The sequence below is a fragment of the Thermococcus litoralis DSM 5473 genome (assembly GCF_000246985.2).
In the GTDB taxonomy this organism is placed as follows: domain Archaea; phylum Methanobacteriota_B; class Thermococci; order Thermococcales; family Thermococcaceae; genus Thermococcus_A; species Thermococcus_A litoralis.
The window spans coordinates 996,117-1,015,672 of record NC_022084.1 but is presented as its reverse complement, the minus strand read 5'-3'; the positions used below and the strand labels follow the sequence as shown (position 1 = coordinate 1,015,672).

At 46.8% G+C, this 19,556-nt stretch carries 22 protein-coding genes; 17 read left to right on the top strand and 5 right to left on the bottom strand.

Annotated features, from left to right (window positions below; translation table 11 throughout):
- Nucleotides 1-53: 53 nt before the first annotated feature.
- From pstS to OCC_RS05445, 9 genes are all read left to right on the top strand, one after another.
- Nucleotides 54-1,235: a phosphate ABC transporter substrate-binding protein PstS gene (gene pstS, locus OCC_RS05485; RefSeq protein ID WP_004070019.1), complete on the top strand. Its 1,182-nt coding sequence runs from the start codon at nucleotides 54-56 to the stop codon at nucleotides 1,233-1,235.
- A gap of 12 nt (nucleotides 1,236-1,247) precedes the next feature.
- Complete coding sequence (locus tag OCC_RS05480; RefSeq protein ID WP_004070020.1) at nucleotides 1,248-2,729, top strand: alkaline phosphatase; 1,482 nt, start codon at nucleotides 1,248-1,250, stop codon at nucleotides 2,727-2,729.
- A gap of 30 nt (nucleotides 2,730-2,759) precedes the next feature.
- The gene (locus OCC_RS05475) at nucleotides 2,760-3,575 is read left to right on the top strand and encodes a sugar phosphate isomerase/epimerase family protein (RefSeq protein WP_004070023.1); all 816 of its coding nucleotides are present in this window, start codon (nucleotides 2,760-2,762) and stop codon (nucleotides 3,573-3,575) included.
- On the top strand, nucleotides 3,572-4,492 hold the full coding sequence (gene pstC / locus OCC_RS05470) for a phosphate ABC transporter permease subunit PstC (protein ID WP_004070025.1): 921 nt from the start codon (nucleotides 3,572-3,574) through the stop codon (nucleotides 4,490-4,492). Before OCC_RS05475 ends, pstC begins: the two co-directional genes overlap by 4 nt.
- Nucleotides 4,479-5,309 carry a phosphate ABC transporter permease PstA gene (pstA, locus tag OCC_RS05465; protein WP_004070027.1) on the top strand — a complete coding sequence of 277 codons (831 nt, stop codon included), beginning with the start codon at nucleotides 4,479-4,481 and terminating at the stop codon, nucleotides 5,307-5,309. The genes pstC and pstA overlap by 14 nt, the downstream gene beginning before the upstream one ends.
- A complete protein-coding gene (locus OCC_RS05460; protein ID WP_004070029.1) occupies nucleotides 5,306-6,067 on the top strand; it encodes a phosphate ABC transporter ATP-binding protein in 762 nt (253 codons plus the stop codon). The genes pstA and OCC_RS05460 overlap by 4 nt, the downstream gene beginning before the upstream one ends.
- 4 nt (nucleotides 6,068-6,071) lie before the next feature.
- Nucleotides 6,072-6,665, top strand: coding sequence for a phosphate signaling complex PhoU family protein (locus tag OCC_RS05455; RefSeq protein ID WP_004070030.1), 594 nt, complete (start codon nucleotides 6,072-6,074; stop codon nucleotides 6,663-6,665).
- Between the two features lie 107 nt (nucleotides 6,666-6,772).
- Nucleotides 6,773-7,654 (top strand): ABC transporter ATP-binding protein, encoded by an 882-nt coding sequence (locus OCC_RS05450; RefSeq protein ID WP_004070037.1) that lies wholly within the window; start codon nucleotides 6,773-6,775, stop codon nucleotides 7,652-7,654.
- On the top strand, nucleotides 7,651-8,865 hold the full coding sequence (locus OCC_RS05445) for an ABC transporter permease (protein ID WP_004070039.1): 1,215 nt from the start codon (nucleotides 7,651-7,653) through the stop codon (nucleotides 8,863-8,865). Before OCC_RS05450 ends, OCC_RS05445 begins: the two co-directional genes overlap by 4 nt.
- Nucleotides 8,866-8,988: 123 nt before the next feature.
- Here OCC_RS05445 and OCC_RS05440 read toward each other — a convergent pair whose 3' ends face one another.
- The 4 genes from OCC_RS05440 to OCC_RS05425 all read right to left on the bottom strand — a co-directional run bounded on the left by OCC_RS05440 (nucleotide 8,989) and on the right by OCC_RS05425 (nucleotide 13,617).
- Nucleotides 8,989-9,666, bottom strand: a complete 678-nt coding sequence (locus tag OCC_RS05440) for a fumarylacetoacetate hydrolase family protein (RefSeq protein ID WP_004070041.1) — start codon at nucleotides 9,664-9,666, stop codon at nucleotides 8,989-8,991.
- Nucleotides 9,667-9,750: 84 nt separating this feature from the next.
- Complete coding sequence (locus OCC_RS05435; protein WP_004070043.1) at nucleotides 9,751-10,902, bottom strand: tryptophan--tRNA ligase; 1,152 nt, start codon at nucleotides 10,900-10,902, stop codon at nucleotides 9,751-9,753.
- Nucleotides 10,903-11,119: 217 nt separating this feature from the next.
- The gene (locus OCC_RS05430; protein ID WP_004070044.1) at nucleotides 11,120-12,187 is read right to left on the bottom strand and encodes a hypothetical protein; all 1,068 of its coding nucleotides are present in this window, start codon (nucleotides 12,185-12,187) and stop codon (nucleotides 11,120-11,122) included.
- A 44-nt stretch (nucleotides 12,188-12,231) separates the two neighbouring features.
- Nucleotides 12,232-13,617 carry an acetate--CoA ligase family protein gene (locus tag OCC_RS05425; RefSeq protein ID WP_020953684.1) on the bottom strand — a complete coding sequence of 462 codons (1,386 nt, stop codon included), beginning with the start codon at nucleotides 13,615-13,617 and terminating at the stop codon, nucleotides 12,232-12,234.
- A gap of 139 nt (nucleotides 13,618-13,756) precedes the next feature.
- Between OCC_RS05425 and OCC_RS05420 the strand changes: the two genes are divergently transcribed.
- The 3 genes from OCC_RS05420 to OCC_RS05410 are packed head-to-tail and all read left to right on the top strand — an operon-like array spanning nucleotide 13,757 to nucleotide 15,242.
- Nucleotides 13,757-14,338, top strand: coding sequence for a winged helix-turn-helix domain-containing protein (locus OCC_RS05420; RefSeq protein ID WP_004070048.1), 582 nt, complete (start codon nucleotides 13,757-13,759; stop codon nucleotides 14,336-14,338).
- 24 nt (nucleotides 14,339-14,362) lie between these two features.
- Entirely contained in the window at nucleotides 14,363-14,668 is a 306-nt protein-coding gene (locus tag OCC_RS05415; protein ID WP_004070050.1) for a DUF211 domain-containing protein, read from the top strand.
- 13 nt (nucleotides 14,669-14,681) lie between these two features.
- On the top strand, nucleotides 14,682-15,242 hold the full coding sequence (locus OCC_RS05410) for a winged helix-turn-helix domain-containing protein (protein ID WP_004070052.1): 561 nt from the start codon (nucleotides 14,682-14,684) through the stop codon (nucleotides 15,240-15,242).
- Here OCC_RS05410 and OCC_RS05405 read toward each other — a convergent pair.
- On the bottom strand, nucleotides 15,239-16,681 hold the full coding sequence (locus OCC_RS05405) for a bifunctional ADP-dependent NAD(P)H-hydrate dehydratase/NAD(P)H-hydrate epimerase (protein WP_004070054.1): 1,443 nt from the start codon (nucleotides 16,679-16,681) through the stop codon (nucleotides 15,239-15,241). The two genes, OCC_RS05410 and OCC_RS05405, sit on opposite strands and share 4 nt — an antisense overlap.
- Nucleotides 16,682-16,958: 277 nt before the next feature.
- Between OCC_RS05405 and OCC_RS12695 the strand changes: the two genes are divergently transcribed.
- From OCC_RS12695 to OCC_RS05380, 5 genes are all read left to right on the top strand, one after another.
- Nucleotides 16,959-17,258, top strand: a complete 300-nt coding sequence (locus OCC_RS12695) for a type IV toxin-antitoxin system AbiEi family antitoxin domain-containing protein (protein ID WP_004070056.1) — start codon at nucleotides 16,959-16,961, stop codon at nucleotides 17,256-17,258.
- Nucleotides 17,259-17,630: 372 nt separating this feature from the next.
- A complete protein-coding gene (locus tag OCC_RS05395) occupies nucleotides 17,631-18,101 on the top strand; it encodes a hypothetical protein (RefSeq protein WP_143592337.1) in 471 nt (156 codons plus the stop codon).
- On the top strand, nucleotides 18,080-18,301 hold the full coding sequence (locus OCC_RS05390; protein WP_004070060.1) for a hypothetical protein: 222 nt from the start codon (nucleotides 18,080-18,082) through the stop codon (nucleotides 18,299-18,301). Before OCC_RS05395 ends, OCC_RS05390 begins: the two co-directional genes overlap by 22 nt.
- Before the next feature lie 179 nt (nucleotides 18,302-18,480).
- Nucleotides 18,481-18,753, top strand: coding sequence for a hypothetical protein (locus OCC_RS05385; RefSeq protein WP_004070062.1), 273 nt, complete (start codon nucleotides 18,481-18,483; stop codon nucleotides 18,751-18,753).
- Entirely contained in the window at nucleotides 18,737-19,198 is a 462-nt protein-coding gene (locus OCC_RS05380; RefSeq protein WP_004070064.1) for a DUF3368 domain-containing protein, read from the top strand. The genes OCC_RS05385 and OCC_RS05380 overlap by 17 nt, the downstream gene beginning before the upstream one ends.
- Nucleotides 19,199-19,556 lie beyond the last annotated feature (358 nt).

Here is a 19,556-nt window from a genome sequence, read left to right as displayed (position 1 = left end):
TATTGCGGCAATCTTTATATTTCTTAACCCTCCTCTAATCATCGGTGAACCCAATGAAGAAAGCCATCTCGGTGTTTATCGTCCTGCTGCTGGGGCTTTCCCTGGCGGCAAGCGGCTGTATATCCGAAGAAAAAGGCGCCGGTACGAGCTCAAGCCCGTCCAGCACGGTTCAGACTTCAAGCCAGGGCACCTCAAGCTCCACCCAGAGCACTTCTCAGGCCAAAGTTATAACCCTCCGCACCACCGGTGCGACGTTCCCCCAGTACCAGATACAGAAGTGGATTGAAGTCTACATGAAGAACCACCCCAACGTCAAGATCGAGTACGAAGGTGGAGGAAGCGGACACGGGCAGGAGGCGTTCCTCAAGGGCCTCACCCACATAGGTAGAACCGACCCGCCGGTTAAGGAGTCAACCTGGAAGAAGTTCCTCGCAACTGGCGACCAGCCCCTCCAGTTCCCCGAAATCGTAGGTGCGGTTGTTGTTGCATTCAACGTGCCGGGCGTCGACGAGCTCAAGCTCGATGGGGAAACCCTCGCTAAGATATTCATGGGCGAGATAGAGTACTGGGACGACGATGCCATTAAGGCCCTCAATCCCAGCGCGAACCTCCCGCACGAAAAGATAATAGTCGTTCACAGGAGCGACGCGAGCGGAACTACTGCAATCTTCACCACATACCTGAGCCTCGTCAGCAAGGAGTGGGCCGACAAAGTTGGAGCGGGGAAGACGGTTGACTGGCCCGTTGACAAGGTTGGCAGGGGAATCGGTGGAAAGGGCAACCCTGGAGTCGTCCAGGCTCTAAAGAGCACCAAGTATAGCATAGCATATACCGAGCTCTCCTTTGCCATAGAGGAGAACCTCAAGGTCGTGGCACTCAAAAACAAAGCCGGAAACTTCGTTAAGCCCACTGACGATGCGATAAAAGCAGCCGTTGCCGGTGTTAAAGCCTTCATACCAAGTCCGACCGAGGGCTACAAGGAGGACCTCAAACAGCTCCTCAACGCCCCTGGAGAGAACTCCTACCCGATAGTTGCCTTCACCCACCTTCTCGTCTGGCAGAACAAGGGTGGAAAGCACTACAGCAAGGAAGAGGTCCAGGCCATCAAGGACTTCCTCAAGTGGGTCCTGACAGAGGGACAGAAGCCGGAGAACCTCGCTCCCGGCTACGTCGGTCTTCCTAAGGAAGTCGCCCAGATAGGCCTCCAGGCTGTTGACATGATAGAGACCGGATGAGGGGGTGAAAAGATGAAAAAGCCCCTCGCTAGCAGTTTGCTTTTGAGTCTTTTAATTTTTAATCTTGTTTCATTACAGCCCTGCCTAGCTTACAGCCATCAGAGTGCCGTCAAAAACGTAATAATACTGATTGGAGACGGCATGGGTGTTGCACACGTTGAGATTACAAAGCTCGTATACGGCCACTTGAACATGGAGGACTTTCCAGTTACGGGACTAGAACTCACGGACTCTTTGAGCGGGGAAGTCACAGACTCCGCCGCGGCGGGAACCGCGATAGCCACCGGAGTCAAAACGTACAACGGCATGATTTCGGTTACCAACGTTACCGGGAGGATAACAAACGTAACAACTCTGCTCGAAGTAGCACAGACACTTGGTAAATCCACTGGGCTAGTGACCACTACTAGGATCACCCACGCAACCCCCGCGGTGTTTGCCTCCCATGTTCCCGACAGGGACATGGAAGATGAAATAGCGAGGCAACTAATATTACATAGGGTTAACGTCCTCCTTGGTGGCGGGAAAAAGGAATTCGACGAAGATACGCTAAAAATGGCAGAAGACTATGGATACAATATAGTTTTCACTAAGGAAGAGCTCGAAAAAGCCGAGGGAGATTTCATTCTGGGGCTTTTTGCAGACAGTCACATTCCCTACGTACTGGACAGAAAGCCCGGGGACGTTGGGCTCCTAGACATGACCAAAAAGGCGATTTCGGTATTGGAGAGGAATCCAAATGGATTCTTCCTTATGGTCGAAGGTGGAAGGATCGACCATGCTGCCCATGAAAACGATATTGGATCGGTTGTTGCAGAAACCAAGGAGTTCGACGATGTCGTTGGGTATATCCTAGAGTATGCAAGGAAGAGGGGAGATACCCTGGTAATAGTGCTGGCCGACCATGAGACTGGAGGGCTTGCAATAGGCTTAACGTATGGAAATGCAGTCAACGAGAAGGTCATCAAAGGAATAAAAGCCAGCACGTCAAGAATAGCCAGCGAAATTAAAGTAACTGGCGACATAAGGGGAATCTTCAAAAAATACGCCGACTTCGAGCCGACAATTGAAGAGATCGCTTATATCAAGAAGGCTCTGAACTCAACTGACAGGTATGCACTCCAGAATGCGGTGGTCGAAATTATTAACAGACGCGTTGGCGTGGGCTTCGTCTCACACAAACACACTGGAGCCCCAGTTCCCCTTTTGGCATATGGGCCCGGATCGGAAAATTTCGGGGGCTTTTTGCACCATGTAGACACTGCAAAGCTGATGCTCTTCGGAAGGGAAAACACGCCAATCACGATCTCCGGAGTGAGCGGCATTAAAGGAGACATAACAGGCGACTCCGAGGTGGATAGGAGAGACGCGTACATAACTCTAATGATGCTCTTGGGAGAGAATGTGGACAATGAGGCAGAAAAAAGAGTTGACATGGACCGCAACGGCATGATAGACCTGAAGGATGTGCTTCTGATTCTCCAGGAATCCTAACCCTTTAACATTTTAGGCTTGGTGAGAACGATGAAGCTCGGCGTCAACTCCTGCATCGTCAAGGAAATCAGCGGGAAGGGGTTTTCATTAGATAACCTTCAAGTGGACTTCATCGAGCTTGGCTTTGACGATTCTGGTATCATTAAGAACGAAGAGATAAACTGGGAAGCACTCAAAAACCTTGAGGGCCTTGGGGTTGAGTTCACACTCCACGCTCCGACTGCAGATGGAAAGAACCTCCCGATAGACCTCGGAGTCTATGGGAAAGAGCCGGTAAAGAGGATGGAGAAGGTAATCAGAATCGCCAGCCATCTCGGCGCAGAGGTCATCGTCCTTCACGGTGGGGATATCAGAAAGAGCTACACGAAGGCCTACGTAAACACTCTGAGACACCTAAGGGGGCTTAAGCCAATAGCGGAAGACCACGGAGTAAAGCTCGTCGTTGAGAACCTCTTTGAGGGGAGAATCGGAGCGCTTCCTCACGAGCTTCTCACATTCATTAGTGAGGGCTTTGAGCTGTGCTTTGACATCGGACACGCTTTCCTGACATCCATGAGTTCCGGGCTTAGGATTGACGAGTTTAACGTGCTCTTCCCATACACGAGCCACCTTCACATCCACGATAACAACGGCTCCAGAGACGAACACAGGCCGCTCGGCGAGGGCATGATAGGTTTTTCTTACGTCGGCAGAGTGGTGGAACTTACAAAAGCCGAAAGGGCCGTCATGGAGATAAGGAGGTACAGCGGGAAGGATTCAGTCCTCTCAAACGTGAGTTTCTTCCGCAACATGCCGGACGAAAATTTCTCCCGAATAGAAAAGGCGGAAGGGGGTAGTGAGGCTTGAGGAAGGTTGAATCTTTCAAGGTAGCCACTTATCCCGCCGTTATCATCGTCTTCCTGCTGTTCGCGGGGATGCTCTTCGTTTACTTTACCAACGCCCTTCCAGCGCTCCACAGGTACGGCCTCGACCTCTACCTGGAGAACGTCTGGAGAGCGGCTGAAGAGCCGAGCGAAGAGGTCTATGGAATAGCGGCAGCTATATGGGGAAGCATCTACACTTCAATTATAGCGATTCTCATAGCCCTGCCACTATCGGTGGCCTACTCGGTGTTCGTCGTTGACTACGCACCGAAGAGGCTGAAGAACGCCTTCATAATCCTCTCCGACATAATGGCTGGCCTTCCGACGATAATCTATGGAATATGGGGAGCGTTCTTCCTCGTCCCGTTCCTGAGGGATTGGATTATGAAGCCCCTTTACGATCACCTCTCCTTCATTCCGCTCTTTTCCTATCCGCCGGTTGGTGGCTACAGCTACCTCTCGGCGGGAGTTCTCCTGGCGATAATGGTTACTCCCTTTGCATCAGCCATAATAAGAGAGGCCTACAACATGGTGCCCTTCACATATAAAGAGGCAATCTACTCCCTCGGGGCAACGAGGTACGAAGCAACTAAGGTTCTCCTCGGCTACATAAAGCCGGCGATAGTTTCGGGAACGATCCTTGCCTTCGGAAGGGCCGTAGGTGAGACGGTCGCCGTTTCCCTCGTGATAGGGAACACGTTCAACCTGACAACGGCCCTCTTCGCACCGGGATACACAGTCTCTTCGCTAATAGCCAACCAGTTCGGCAACGCCTTCATCTACGAGTACATGACCTCGACTCTCTTCGCGGCCGGATTAATACTCTTCGTAATCGGATTGGCCGTGAACGTGGTCGGCCTCAAGATGCTCAAGAGGTGGGAGAGAGATGTTAACATCTAACCGAAAGACCAAAGAGAAGGTCTTTTTCATAGGGATCGGTGCGCTCACCATCCTAATCTTCATACCGCTGTTCCATATCATAGCCACAGTCCTGATCAAGGGATTTCCGGTGATAGCCGAGAGGGGGACGAAGTTCCTCACGGGGACGCTCAGCGAGGGAGGAATCGGCCCGGCGATAGCTGGAACCTTCATCCTTACGTTCCTCTCTGCTCTCCTCGGTCTTCCTGTTGCTTTCCTCGTCGGAGTTTACGCCTATGAATATCCTAAGAGCACACTCGGGCAGTGGACTAAAACACTGCTCCAGATAATGATAGAGTTCCCGACGATACTGGTCGGGGTCTTCGTGATGCAGGTTGTGGCTGTGCCGATGGGAACCTACTCCGCCCTGGCTGGGGCCTTAGCGCTGGCGATAATTCTAACCCCCTACGTGGCCGTTTACACCCACGAGGCCCTCAGGGAGATACCGTCAACGTACAGGGAGGCTGGCTTTTCCCTCGGGCTCACGAGGGCGAAAGTCGTCTTCAGAATCCTCGCGCCGATGGCGAAGCGCGGCATTTTGACCGGCGTCCTCATAGGAATGGCCAAAGTCGCTGGAGAAACCGCGCCGCTCCTCTTCACGGCAGGAGGACTTTACGAGAGCTATCCATCCTCTATAACCAAGCCCGTCGGTGCCGTTCCACTCCTCATCTACCAGCTCGTCCAGAGCCCGAATCCAGTGGACCATGCAACCGCCTGGGGAGCCTCTCTGGTTCTCCTGGCGATTTTCCTCGGGATATTCATCCCGATACGCCTTAGCCTTAAGGAGGTGAGACTGTGAACTTCGCGATGGAGACTGTTAACCTAAACGTTTACTACGGCCAGAACCACGTGATAAAGGGCGTTGACCTCAAAATCCCGAACAGGGGGGTCTTTGCACTCATGGGGCCGAGTGGCTGTGGAAAGAGCACGATGCTGAGGACTTTCAACAGGCTGATAGAGCTGAACGAAGATGCAAGGGTTGAGGGTGAGGTAAGGCTCTTCGGAGAGAACATCTATTCGGAGGACGTTGACCCGATAGAGGTCAGGAAGAGGGTTGGAATGGTGTTCCAGTACCCGAACCCGTTCCCCCACTTGACCATATACGACAACGTGGCGATAGGCCTCAAGCTAAACGGACTGGTTAAGTCCAAGGAAGAGCTCGACGAAAGGGTTGAGTGGGCCTTGAAGAAGGCCGCGCTCTGGGATGAGGTAAAGGACAGGCTGAACGACTATCCAGGGAACCTCTCTGGGGGACAGAGGCAGAGGCTCGTTATAGCGAGGGCTCTGGCTATGAAACCAGAGGTTCTCCTCATGGACGAGCCGACGGCCAACATTGACCCTGTTGGAACTGCCAAAATAGAAGAGCTCCTCCTTGAGCTGAAGGAGGACTACACGATAGTGCTCGTCACCCATTCGCCTGCCCAGGCGGCGAGAGTTGCCGACCACGTTGCCTTCCTCTACCTCGGTAAGCTGATAGAGGTTGGGCCAGCAAGGAAGGTCTTCGAGAACCCGGAGCATGAATTAACCGAGAAATACGTTACGGGGGCGCTGGGGTGATACCATGAGGAAACTACTCGATATTGGTGAGGAACAGCTCAAAAAGCTGATAAACGAAATGGGAAGCGATGCCCTCAACTCCCTGGAGAACGCCAGGAAAAGCCTCGAAGGAGAGTTCAACTCAACGGAGGAGATATCGAGCAAGCTCCACCTTCTCAGGAACGAGGTTCTCGATATAGCAACAGAGCTCCTCGTGAGGTACTCGCCAGTTGCCAGCGATCTGCGCTTTATCCAGAGCTCGATAGATGTATCCTACGACCTCTACAGGATTTCACGCTACGCCATGGAGATAGAGAGGACTGCGAAGATAGTGGGGGCCGAAGAGAGCGAGCTCCTCAGGGAAGGCTTTGAGCTGACTGTTGAGGCCGTTAAAACTGCCATAGAGGCCTTTGAGAACCTCGATGAAGTCTCGGCCGGAAAGCTCCTTGAGATAGACAACAGGATAGACGACCTCTACATTCAATCCTTGGAGAACCTGAAAAGCTCGGCCTCTTCTCCGGTTGAGGCCCTCATAATGCGCCACCTGGAAAGGATAAGCGACCACGCAAAGGAAATCGGGGCGAGGGTCGTTTACGTGAAGGAAGGGAAGAGGGTGTGAATGCATTTTACTTCTTTTTAAATCCCTCAAAGAGTTCATCACTCTGAACTTCAGAGAAACCGCAGGCCTTTTATGGAGTTTCACAAATTTATGTAAGGTGCAGTACGATGATGGCGCTCAGGATAAAGGGTCTTAGGAAACGCTACGGCGACTTCGAGGCCCTGAAGGGGGTTGACCTCGAAGTCCGCGAAGGGGAGATATTCGCCCTTCTCGGCCCAAACGGGGCCGGAAAGACCACCCTCATAAGAATTCTGGCGGAAGGGCTCGCCTACGACTCCGGTGAGATAAAGGTGTTTGGTAAGGAGCTTTCAAGGGAAACGAGGAGGCTCATAGGCTACGTCCCCCAGGAGAGCATAGCCTACGATCTGCTTACGGTGAGGGAGAACCTCGAGTTCTACGCCGACCTATACAACGCCTCCCGCGAGAGGATAGGGGAGCTCATCGAGCTTTTCTCACTACCCGAGAAAAAGAAGGCGAAGGAACTGAGCGGAGGCTTTAAGAGGCGTTTGAATCTTGCAATAGCTCTCCTGTACGAACCAAAAATCCTAATTCTCGACGAGCCAACCACCGGACTGGACGTGCCTTCGAGGCGGGAGTTCTGGGAGATTATACGAAACTTCCGGAACGAGGGAAAGACCGTTCTCCTCGCGACCCACTACATGGAGGAGGCGGAGGAGCTCGCAGACAGAGTCGCGGTGATGAACGAGGGGAAGGTCATCGCAACCGGAACGCCCGGGGAGCTGAAGCATCTCATTGGCGAGGAGAGCATAATAACGATCAGGGGGCTTTTGAAGGGGCTAGGAGGCATAGGCTATCCCTTCGTTGAGAGGGGGAACGAGATAAGGGTTCGCGTGAGAAACCCGCGGGAGGCCCTGCCAGAAATAGTTGAAATCCTTGTGAAAGCCGGGAGCAGCGTGAAGGAGATAAAGATTGAGGAGCCGACGCTCGAGGATGTCTTCGTGAAGCTGACCGGGAGGGGGCTGGAATGAACCCACGGGCCATTAAGGGCATCTTAATCAAGGATTTAAAGGAGGTAAGGCGCGAGAAGATGGTGGTTTTCTGGGTATTCGTCTTTCCCCTGATGTGGGTCACCCTCATGGGCGGCCTCTGGGGAAGCCCGGGCTCTCCGGTAACGGTTGATGTAGGCATCGTTAACCCCGGAGGGAACTTTTCGACCCTCATAACCGGTGTTATGGAGAACGTAACCATCAACGGAACGCACCTCTTCGACGTTAGGGAGTTCCCGGACGTTTCCTCGGGCCTTGAAGCGTTAAAACGGGGCAGCGTAAACGCTCTCATCCTCTTTCCAAAAGATTTCGACGCCAACATAAGCTCTGGACTGCAAGGGAAGGTAGTGGTCTATTTCGACAGAACCGACCCCCAGGACTACCAGATAGTGAGCTCCATAATAAGGAGCTTCTTCTCCGGGGTCGGGAGGGAGTTCAGGGAGCGGAAGATGGAGATGATGATGGCCTACATCCCGGGGGAGTACTTTGAGACGTACAACCTCTCGGAGGAGCGGATTAGGGAGTACTTCCTCGCGAGTGCCGAGCCTATAGCGCTCGAAGAGAGGAGCGTCCGTGGAGAGAAGGGAGAAGGGATAAGGTTTTACGTGACGGGTTTCATAGGGATACAGTTCCTCTTCGCCACGATGCTTTCGATAGGGAGCTCCGTGCTCGAGGAGATAAACAAGGGTACCCTCCGGAGGATAGCGGCCTCGCCAACGACGCCCTGGGACTTCCTGATCGGAAAGAGCCTCTCAACCCTAATCACCATAACCGTGAGCATACTCGTGGGAATAGCCTACGCGAGGCTGGTTTTCGGCTCAACGCTCTTCCCGAGCCCCTTCGGCTGGCTTATCATCTTCACGGCGGCGGTCTTCTCGATGAGCCTTGGTTTGGCAATAGCGATGCTCACCCGGAGCGAGAGGTCAACTACCGCTATTGTGAACCTCGTCTCCATGCCCCTTCTGTTCTTAGCTGGCATAGTCATTCCCGCGAGCATAATGCCCGAGTGGGCGAGACCCATAGCCCACTACTTCCCCCTCGGAAGGGCCCTGAAGGTGCTGAGGCTCTCCGACATCTACGAAAGGTCACCGGGGGAGCTGATGGGGGACTTCACCTACGTGCTCATCTGGAGCGTCGTTATGGCGGTACTCGCGGTGGCCAGCTACGCGTGGGCAATAAAGAGGATGGAGTGAGGTTTGACATTTTTATTTTTTGATCAAATATCCGCCCAGTTAATGCATGAAGTTAGAGCTCATTCCTATGTAATCGAGTGACTCTCCCAGACTTTCTGCAAAAGAGTAAACAAGAAAGAGTAGTCAGCACAGTATCGAGCGCTCAGCAAGCACCTCTTCCCTCAAAGTCCCAATTCCTTCTATCCATGCCTCAACAACATCGCCATGTCTCAGAGGTCCAACGCCTTCAGGGGTTCCAGTTGCAATTATGTCGCCTTTCTCAAGGGTCATTATACTCGAAACGTACTCTATTATCTCGTCTATCTTGAATATCATCTTGCTCGTCCTTGAGAGCTGCCTTATTTCGCCGTTAACCTTGAGGCCAATTTCAAGGTCGTCAACGTTTATTTCCCTCTTATCAACTATTCTTGGCCCTATGGGAGCAAAGGTATCAAATCCCTTTGCAACGGTCCATGGAAGACCTTTTTTCTTTGCTTCCCACTGGAGATCTCGGGCGGTTATATCCATTAAGATGGTATAGCCAAGAACGTAGTCCATGGCTTTCGCCTTTGGAATGTTCTTACCTCTCTTTCCAATTATCACAGCAAGCTCTACTTCGTGATCAACGTGATTACTCTTTCTCGGCAAGATTATCGTTTGACCGGGCCCTATAAGTGCGGAAGGAGGTTTTAAGAAGATTACCGGTTCTTCGGGAACTTCGTGCCCAAGTTCCCTTGCATGTTCAGCGTAATTTCTTCCAAGACAGATTATTTTGCTCGGCTTAACCTCGTAAAAGCCATCTCTAAAGGGTAAACGAATCATGTGATCACCAAGTAAAATTACAATTTTGGAGCTTATAAACTCTGAGGATATAGGACGCTAACCAAAAATTTGAAGAATTGGGAGCTATCCCCTCAAAGGCTCCGGAATGGCTTTGTCCCACTGCTCCCTTGCCAATTCTCCAGTATATTTGAACTTCTCAACAAGCTTTTTAGCCTCTTCCCTCTTCTTCTGGTGCTCTCTCAAGAAGTTTTGAACCTTTTCTATGAGATAGCGCTTGCATTGGCCGCATAAGAGTTCTCCATTCTTGCATGCGTGATATCTCTCAATCAAAGCTTTGTCATCAGGTTCAAAGAATATTTCGAGCCATTTGAACACGACACACTTATCCGGCTCTCCCCCAAGCTCCCTCTGCTCCTTTGCTGTAGCTCTTCCTCCTGTGAGTGCGTATTTCCATATTTTTCTACCAGCTTCTTCAGGATCATCTGTTAGGTAAATAGCAGTTTCTGGCTTTGAGGCGCTCATTTTACCTCCAAGACCCATCAAACCTGGAACGAACTTTGAGTGCAAGGCGGCTGCTTTGTAATATCCCAAACTCTCGGCAAAATCCCTCTGTATTCTCCAGTAGGGATCTTGGTCTATAGCTGCAGGGATAAGGGAACGTTTTTTCTCAAAGAAAGTAGGCGCAGCTTGGATTGCCGGGTAGAATATCATTCCGATTTTGCTCTGGTCGTTAAACCCAAAAACGGCTTTTGCCATTGAATAGGTGACTTTCTTTGCTATTGGAATCGCCATCTCGTAGATTTTGGTGAACTCACTATCCTGAAAGATGAACGTCTTATCCGGATCAAAGCCGACCGCTATGATATCGAGGATGTTTTCATATGCCCACCTTTTGGTGTCGTCGAAGGTTAAATTTGGCTTGAAGAGGAACTTTTCATCATCCGTTATTTGAATGTACAGGTTAACTCCAAAATTCTCCTGGAGCCATTTTGTCGCAAAGAACGGAATTATGTGGCCAATGTGCATTGGCCCGCTGGGACCTCTTCCGGTGTAAAGGAAAAAGCCTCTGCCCTCTTCGTAGTCTTTAAGAACCAAGTCATAGTCCCTATGGGAGAAGAAAAACTTTCTCTTAAAGTACATCGGGAGCTCACTTTTGGTAAGTTCTTTGGTCTTTTCAAGCAGCTCTTCGGTAAGTGGCGTCGTTCCGAATTCCTTGATAAGCTTGTCGTAGTCTACTACACCCTTCACTTCCCATGGAGTTACCTCAAATTCCATCCAGAACACCTCCAAAGATTAAACTAGTCAAAAAAGGACTGAAGTTACTGTCACCAAAGCCAAAAGCAATCACCGTGCATGGTTTAAAAGTGGAAAATAAAAATATAAAGTTTTCCATGCGGTTCACGATACCGTCAGGACAAGACCCATTTTTTGTGCTGAATTTGGTGAGCATTTCTTGATGCTGCTAAGTCTTCAGGAGATGGTGTCACAATATTTAGTAAATCTTCCGATGTTCCCTCTTCCCAAGTAGAAAAAGATTTTTAGAAAGTTTTAGTAGGTCACTTGAGTTTCTTTTTTTCGCCTCTTCAAGGAGCTCAAAGGCCAAAAATTTCAGAAGCCTCCCTAGTTTGTAAGGGGTTGTATCCTTAAAAAACTCCCTTAGAAACTTTTCATCAATCCCGTCAATTAGCAAAATTGAATATGCAATGCTTAATTTGAGTGCCGGATTAAAGATTCTAAAGGCGTATTTCTTTGCTTTCTCAATGTCGTTTCTCTTTAAATAAAATTTTACAAGCTCAGCTGCTAAATAGTCTGCACATTCTAGTCTCTCTAAAATCTCCTCTGCTTTTTTGATATCTCCATGATCAATGTAAGTTATGCCAATTTCCTCTAAAAGGTAAGAAGCACAAGCATCTTCAACTCCTCTAGCAAGTTTTTCTGCCTCATGAAGTTGGCCAGTAAGAATTAGCCTCTCAATGTAATTGGAAATGTGCTTTAAATCTTGATCTTCTTTTTTCCTTAATTTAGCTTTCTTGCGTTTTTTAAAATTCTCAAAGACAAAAATTTGTAATTTTGTCTCCCCCTTTATTCTATGGATCTCGGTACCAATAAAAAACCTTCCGTCTTTATACCTAATATTCCCAGGGAGAGGCATTAAATATTGAAGCTCCTCCTCCCCAAGATTAAATTCGCTTAATTTAACTTCTTTTGCACTACTCTCCATTATTGCTTTCGCAAGTGCGTTGCTTATTCCTCTAAACGCTTTTTTTCTAAAGTAATCGTTATTTATCAACTTTGCAGCTTCTACTGCCTCTTTAAACTTCCTTACCTTTGCAAGTTCGTATGAAAGAAACAACAGAGTCTCACTTTTTAATGTCTCTATTTCTATTTTCTTTGCAATTTTTATGGCTCTTTTAGGATCCTTGATAACAAGGTTCTCAGCAACCCATTTGAATGCGTATCCCCTCCAGTAGGGGTCAGATATCTGCTCTGCAAGAGCATGGGCTTCTTCTATTTGCCTATGAGCCAGTAACTTTCTGATTTGTAGGAGTACCTCCTTCATAAAACTCTCCTCAAGAATATATAAGGTTAAAAACGTTAAAAAGTTTACATAATCTCCCAGAGATACTGCCCATATTTAACCAAGGCATATACTGCGTCAACACCATCCTCAACGGTTTCAAAAACCGGCACTCCCGTTTTTTCTATTCTTCTTGCCATCTTCTCAGGGAACTCACCACCGGGGGCAATAAAGACTATTGGCTTTCCATACTTCTGCATTTCACCAACTTTTTCCACGATGCCTTCATCCAAAGCCGGGCTCTGGAAGAGTGCTATTACAACGAGAACATCAACGTTCTCATCCTCCAAAGCATAGCGCATGGCAATTTCATACCTGCTAGAGGGGGCATCCCCAATTATGTCAATGGGATTCTTGTAGCTCATATGCTCCGGGAGTTTCCCTTCCTCTATTGCCCTGGCGAATTTTTCTTTGGTCTCTTCGCTAAGCTCGGCCATTTTTAATCCTGCCTCAAGAACTCCATCGCTCATCATTACCCCAGCTCCGCCACCGTTTGTAACTATTGCAATCCTATCCCCTTTTGCAGGCTTCTGCATTGCCAGTGCCTTTGCGTAGTTAAACAGTTGCCTCATGCTCCTCGCTTCTAAAACGCCAGTCTGCTCGAAAGCGGCTTTATAAATGGCATAGCTTCCCGCCAAGCTCCCGGTATGGGATGCCGCGGCTTTGGCTCCGGCTTCCGTTCTTCCGCTCTTAAGAATCACAACGGGCTTCTTTTTTGTTGCATCCCTAGCAGCTTTTAGGAACTTCCGGCCATCTTTAACCCCCTCAAGATACGCCGTGATGACCTTAGTGGCATCATCATCCTTCAAATACTCCATGAAGTCGCTCTCATCAAGGTCGGCCATATTTCCTAGGCTTATGAACTTGCTCATTCCCACCTCATGCCTCGCAGCCCAGTCGAGAATAGCGGCTCCAAAGGCACCACTCTGGCTCATGAACGCTATTCCACCAAATCCTGGTCTAGCCTGCCGTTCCGGAGGATTAAAAGTACAATCAAAGCCGTTTTCAATGTTTGTAATTCCTAGACAGTTTGGCCCAACCACTCTTATGCCCCATTTTCTTGCCACTTCAACGAGCTTCTCCTCAAGTTCTACATTTCCGGCTTCTTTAAAGCCTGCAGAAATAACAACGGCTCCTTTTACTCCTTTTTGACCACATTCCTCAAGCACTTGAGGCACAAACCTTCCAGGAATCGCTATAACAGCCACATCAACTTCTTCGGGTATCTCCAAAACGCTCTTATACGCTTTAAGCCCCATGACTTCGGTTTCTTTAACNTTNACTGGATAAATCTTACCCTTAAAACCAAAGTTTATGAGGTTTTTCATTATAGCGTTCCCAATTTTTCCCTCTTTGTTCGATGCTCCAATGACAGCGACACTTTTTGGATAGAACAGGAAGTCCAAATTCATGCCATCCCCTCCGCAATAATGATCATGCTTGTTGTTCGATGTGGGGATTTTACATTTATAAGATTTTCCAGGTTTAGGGAAAAAGGTTATATGGTGGAACGCTTAAATTTTTGTTAGAGCGTTAAAATTGGTGGGAGCGATGAAAAAGAAGGTTAAACTGATCACGGACCCAGAGGTAATAAAGCTAATGCTGGAAGATACGAGGAGGCAGATATTGAGATTGCTCAGAAACAGGGAGATGACGATTTCACAGCTTAGCGAAATTCTCGGGAAAACACCACAGACAATCTACCACCACATCGAAAAGCTAAAGGAAGCCGGTCTAGTGGAGGTAAAAAGAACCGAAATGAAAGGAAACTTGGTGGAAAAATACTACGGGAGAACTGCGGATGTATTTTACATAAATCTCTATCTCGGAGACGAGGAGCTTAGATATCTGGCCAGATCAAGGTTAAAGACAAAGCTCGATGTCTTCAAAGCCCTTGGGTATGAGTTTGATGAGGAAGAACTGTTAAACATAATGGACAGACTCTTGGAGAAGGAGCATTCGTACACAGCGAAAATTTCTGCAGAAATAGAGGAAAAGGAAGAAGCTCTCAAGGAATTTTCAAATGAGGACATAATCCATGCCATTGATTGGCTTACCATGGCAGAGCTTGGAAGGGATGAGGAGGCAGTGGAGCTCTTGAGAAAGCTTGGAGAAATACTTAAAAAGGAGTAAATTCAAATGGAAACGGGATAGAAAATGGCAAAAGGGATTAGACTTCTCGTGTTGGATGTGCTTAAACCTCACCAGCCTATGGTTACTGAGCTGGCTTTGGGATTGAGTGAGCTGAATGGAGTGGATGGTGTTAACATTACCCTCGTGGAGATAGATAAAGAAACGGAAAACGTAAAGATAACCATCGTCGGAGATAATTTAGATTATGAAGAGATTGTAAGAACTATAGAAGAGTTTGGCGGGGTCGTGCACAGCATTGATATGGTTGCTGCGGGGAAGAAAATTATTGAGGAAAGCGAGACCCCTCAAGATAGGCTAGAAGAATTTTGAGAGTAGAGGATTTATGAAAGAGGTACTGATTGTTACTGATCCCGAGAAAATTAAGCTATTAGGAGATAGAACAAGGCTTGAGATAGTTAACCTTCTCAGAGAACGCCCAATGTCTGTTTCCGAACTTAGTGTTACATTAAAAAAGAGTCCCTCAACGATATATCGACACATAAACCTCCTTGAGAAAGCTGGATTTGTGGAAGAAGTTGGGAGAGATGGAAACGAAACCCTCTATCGAAGGAGTGCACGGGTATTTTTGATTGCACCTTATCAAGAAGGAGACATAACAACACCAATAATGAAGGCCATCCATCGCCGGGAGGCAGAAATGCTCTATAATCTATTCAAAAATGCCGGATTTGATATTGAAGATAAAAAGACTTTCATAAAAATTGTCGAGAGATTTCTGAGAACACTGGATATGTTTTCAAGCAAATTTGCTAAGCGTATCGAGGGCTTTGACTTAAACCCAATAGAGTTCATCCATCTCATGAACCTTCTAGTATTGATAAATTCCCCCGAGCTTCAAGAGGAAGCAAAAGAATTAAGAAAACTCCTAAAACTGGAGGATTAGAATTCAAGAACCCGCTTGATAACAAATGGAACTTTTTTAGCCACGTCCAAAGCGGTGAAGTTCTCTCCCATTTCATCTTTTACCATATTCCCAGCTATGCCGTTGAGAAAAGCACCAACACTTGCCGCTCTTAAAGGCTCGTTGCCCAGTGCGAGCAAAGCCCCAACTATTCCAGCGAGCACATCTCCAGTTCCTCCAGTCGTCATGCCTCTGTTTCCAGTTTTATTGTACTTCCAGATTTTGCCATCGCTTGTTATATCGTAAACCCCTTTGAGCAAGATAGTGCCACCCACTGCATTGGCTTTTTCCATTACAAGCTTTGCTTTCTCTTCAAGGCTCCCTTCGGGCTTTTCTCCAAACAGTATCCTGAATTCACCAGCGTGAGGTGTCAAGACGAATTTTTTACCCTTAAGGACGTCCAAATCCTCGGCGACAGCCTTTAGAGCGTCTGCATCTATGACCACAGGCTTCTCGCACCAGCGGAGGAACTCAAGGATGAACTCCTTCGTCTCCGGCTTAGTTCCAATTCCGGGGCCGATAACAACGGCATCAACGCCCTCAGCAAGAGTCAAAATATCCTCAACGTCTTCCTTCCTGAAGTTTTTGCCATCAAAGGGGCGCAGGATTAGGTTGGGGTCGTTTATTCTTCTGGCGGAGTATTCAGGCATCGCTAGATAGACCAGATCAACGAGGTAGGAAGCGGCTTTTGCCGCAAGATACGGCGCACCGAAGTAGTCCTCGCTTCCGCCGATCACGAGGAGCTTCCCGTTCTGCCCCTTGTGCTCGCCCTTCTTCTTCAAGGCAAACTTTGCATCTCCCGGGCCCACTAAATGGTAAAGCTCCTTTGGGTAGCCTATCTTTGCTATGACGCGCTCAAAGCCTTCGTATTCCTCCTTGTCCCACTGGAAGGTGACGGCAAAATCACACTTAACGCGAACGTTACTCGGATAGCCACTTGGTAAATCAACGCTCACTATCTTCGCCTTTCCTGCATACTCGTTTATTTTCTCGATTGCTGAGCGTATCGGCTCCCTCGGTTCTCCTTTCGTCCCCGCTCCAAGGAGGGCATCCACTATAACATCAAAGCCAGAAAGGTCGAGGGACTTGATGTAAGAAGAGTCTTTGAGAACTTTGATCTTCACAAAGTCGAGCTTTTTGAGAATCTCCCAGTTGTGCTTTGCCTCATCGCTTCTAATTTTTGTTTCATCGCCAATCATGAAGAGGGTAACGTCGTTGTCGAAGCTGAGGTGTCTCGCTGTTACGAACCCATCACCGCCGTTGTTGCCCGTTCCAGAAAAGACTGCTATTTTTAAGCCCTTACCAAACTTCTCTTCTATAATCTTTGCAACGCCAGCACCAGCATTCTCCATGAGCTGAAATGGAGATACACCAAGCCACTTGGCATTTATGTCCCAGATGTAAACGTCCTCAATGCGCATGAGCACCACCACTAAAAATTTGGAAGAGGTATCATAAAAGACTATCTTTCCGAAAGAAGGAAAGAATGAAAAATCTCAAGAAACAAATAACAAAATCATCAGCCCAGCTCCTGACCTCCTTCTCGCCGTGAAGAGCGAAGCTTTCGAAAGAAAAAGGTAAGTCCTAACTACAATTTCCCAAAATGGTGGAAAGTCGCGATGAAGGAAGAAATAGAAGAGGTATGTGAAAGGTTTAAAGCAGATGTTGACAAGACAATAAACTTCATGCGGATATCTCGTGAGGATTTTAAGAGGTCTCTACTATGTCAAAACTCTCGAAGAGTTCAAGCTCAAAAGGAGCATTGATACACTCAGGTTAATTTCTCTCGGCATGGATAAGGTGGGAATAGACTGGTATTTTGGTTTGTACACTGCCTTGAGGCTTAATGGAGTTACTCATGAATATTTCCCAACAATTTTCGTTTTGAGTGATGTTATCTACAGACCAAGGCCAATAAACATTAATGGAGAAAATGTCAAATTCATTAAGCTCAAAAAGAGCCTTTTTGGATTTGGGGTAATTGAAAAAAGGGAATAAAATTTTCTGACCTTGAGAAAACGATACTCGATATAATCTACATCTCCAGGTACAGGTCTGTTCCAGAGGAGAGAATTATTTCAGTGGTTGATGAATATAGGACTAAGATTAAAAAAAGAAAAATTGCGGAATATTTAAAGTTCTACCCAAAGAGTGTTAGAGAGGTTGCTAAAAATGCCAGAGTTGTCTGAGTTTGTCGAATTTGTGGTGGAGAAGTCCAATATTAGGAACTCTTCACTTGTAAAAAGGGACATTTTGATCCATAGAATCCGGAAGGACATCTCTTCTTCTCTTAGGGATAGCTATTTGTTCAAAGTGTCTGGTTAAATGCTACTTAGGCTATTACCGTTTTAGTGCTGACCTCGACTTTACATGGAGAGATCAAAGCACATGGAAAAATCTTGGAAAAAAAGGTTGAGAAAAGAATTACTTAAGGAGACTGAGAAATTTGGCTCTGTTCTTGAATTAACTGCAAAAGGACTTGGTGTGGATTTCAAAAACAATGTTAAAAACAAGAATTACATTGAATTTGGTGCTGGAAGCAGGATAGTAACATTTAAATTATGGGATTGGAATCAGCTCATAAAAGTTCAAGTTAATTTCGTTGAAAAGCTCTTTTTTGGGCCTAAACTTGTCATGGCAAGAACACTTATTGACAATGCTGAAATTACAGATGAGGAAATAGCTTATTTCAAAGACTTTCTAAAGTTCTATACTCCAGTAAAAGTTCTAGCTTACAGCAAAGAAGAGATTCTCCGTGAAAAAGTTAGGCAATTCTTACAAGATGCACACAGAAACTTCCTGACTTTTATGATGTTTTTATGCTTAAAAAGGAGGGATTAAGAGCAGAGATGTTTAAGGGCGAAATCATTAAGAAAACAAAAGAAGTGATGCGGTATAAAAAGTACAGGGAGAATCTTAACAGAAACGTAAAATATTTAAGCATTGAAGAAACCTTCGAAAATCCTTTTGAAAGAGAGATGCTCATTGTTAAACCACCATCAGAATTCTATCAGTTTCTTAATAGGTTTCAGAGTTGCTAAAAGATATAGGGGAATGTATTTTACGACTGGAGGAGAGAAAAGGACGATAAGTAAGCCAAGAAATTGGAAAGAAAAGCTAAAGAGTTCCTAGCCGTCTTAAAGCGTTAGCCCACTGGGGTTTAGTTTGATAGAGAGAAATGTTTTTATTTCCTCCAATCCATTTAATCTCAGTGATTACTATGCAGGAGATAGAGAAGGTTGTCTGGGGGTTCCCTCTGTTCAAAACTTATGAGGAAAAAGAGAGGTTTTTCAAGGTGTTGGGGTTATTAGTCTCTCATCAAATAACGTTTGAAAAAGCTGCCGAGCTTCTCAAGCTCGACAGGGAAAAGCTCGCATTTCTTTTAGACCTTCTCGAAATTGACTATTCATTCTTGGATGAAGAAGAAGCTAATCTAGAAAAAGAAGCCGTCAAAAAGCTCCTGGAGGAGCTAAAAAGTGAGAATAGTCTTTAACACATCCCCACTAATCTTCTTAGAAAAGCTAAAATACCTCGACAAAATTTTTGATGTCTTTAGTGAGGTTATAATCCCAAAGGCAGTCTATGATGAAATTAGAGCAAAAAATGACGAATCCTCGAAGAAGATTGCTGAACTGATTAGCATGGGAAAAATTAAAGTTCTCCAAGTAACTGCAGAAGGGATTGTAGGTCTGCATAAAGGAGAAACCGAAGCAATAATTTTGGCAAAGAGGAATAACTGCTGGGTTGCTTTGGATGATTTAAAAGCTCGAAAAGTTGCGAGAAGCGAAGGAGTTAAGGTAATCGGAACATTGGGCATTCTAAAGCTTTTAAAAGAATTAAACTTAGCCAAATTTGAGCCTGAAGACCTTTTTAAAGAGCTAACTCAAGTAGGTTTTAGAATTAAAAAAGAGCTGTTCTTTGAAATTTTCAAAGATTGACTATCTCCAGCATGTTTGCACTTTATCCGTTATTATTCTTGAATGCTAAGCAACCTTTGTCTTGAGCATCTTCTACATCTTCTACGACTGGAGGAGAGAGAAGGGCGATAGGTGAGTTAAGCATTTGGAGAAGAAATTTAGAAAAATTAGAGAGGAGCTAGGAATATTAATTAAATCATTTTAACCAAAACGGTTATATTTCAGTTAACTCAAATTAACTAGTGATAATAAACCAAATCTCAGCCTTTAGAGTGGGTAGGAGATAGATTTCCAGATAAAAATATTGCAGTCGAGTCGGTTATGGAAACAAAGGAATGAAGAGGTTAAGAAAAGGTTCCCAAGGAGTGGTTTATGCTGA

Coding starts and splice junctions, on each gene's coding strand:
- OCC_RS05455 (WP_004070030.1), top strand. CDS start 6,072: ATGAGGAAACTACTCGATATTGGTGAGGAACAGCTCAAAAAGCTGATA.
- OCC_RS05385 (WP_004070062.1), top strand. CDS start 18,481: ATGCAGGAGATAGAGAAGGTTGTCTGGGGGTTCCCTCTGTTCAAAACT.
- OCC_RS05435 (WP_004070043.1), bottom strand. CDS start 10,902: ATGGAATTTGAGGTAACTCCATGGGAAGTGAAGGGTGTAGTAGACTAC.
- OCC_RS05440 (WP_004070041.1), bottom strand. CDS start 9,666: ATGATTCGTTTACCCTTTAGAGATGGCTTTTACGAGGTTAAGCCGAGC.
- OCC_RS05395 (WP_143592337.1), top strand. CDS start 17,631: ATGGAGAGATCAAAGCACATGGAAAAATCTTGGAAAAAAAGGTTGAGA.
- OCC_RS05450 (WP_004070037.1), top strand. CDS start 6,773: ATGATGGCGCTCAGGATAAAGGGTCTTAGGAAACGCTACGGCGACTTC.
- OCC_RS05390 (WP_004070060.1), top strand. CDS start 18,080: ATGCTTAAAAAGGAGGGATTAAGAGCAGAGATGTTTAAGGGCGAAATC.
- OCC_RS05420 (WP_004070048.1), top strand. CDS start 13,757: ATGAAAAAGAAGGTTAAACTGATCACGGACCCAGAGGTAATAAAGCTA.
- OCC_RS05410 (WP_004070052.1), top strand. CDS start 14,682: ATGAAAGAGGTACTGATTGTTACTGATCCCGAGAAAATTAAGCTATTA.
- OCC_RS05430 (WP_004070044.1), bottom strand. CDS start 12,187: ATGAAGGAGGTACTCCTACAAATCAGAAAGTTACTGGCTCATAGGCAA.
- OCC_RS05445 (WP_004070039.1), top strand. CDS start 7,651: ATGAACCCACGGGCCATTAAGGGCATCTTAATCAAGGATTTAAAGGAG.
- OCC_RS05475 (WP_004070023.1), top strand. CDS start 2,760: ATGAAGCTCGGCGTCAACTCCTGCATCGTCAAGGAAATCAGCGGGAAG.
- OCC_RS05415 (WP_004070050.1), top strand. CDS start 14,363: ATGGCAAAAGGGATTAGACTTCTCGTGTTGGATGTGCTTAAACCTCAC.
- OCC_RS05480 (WP_004070020.1), top strand. CDS start 1,248: ATGAAAAAGCCCCTCGCTAGCAGTTTGCTTTTGAGTCTTTTAATTTTT.
- pstA (WP_004070027.1), top strand. CDS start 4,479: ATGTTAACATCTAACCGAAAGACCAAAGAGAAGGTCTTTTTCATAGGG.
- pstS (WP_004070019.1), top strand. CDS start 54: ATGAAGAAAGCCATCTCGGTGTTTATCGTCCTGCTGCTGGGGCTTTCC.
- OCC_RS05405 (WP_004070054.1), bottom strand. CDS start 16,681: ATGCGCATTGAGGACGTTTACATCTGGGACATAAATGCCAAGTGGCTT.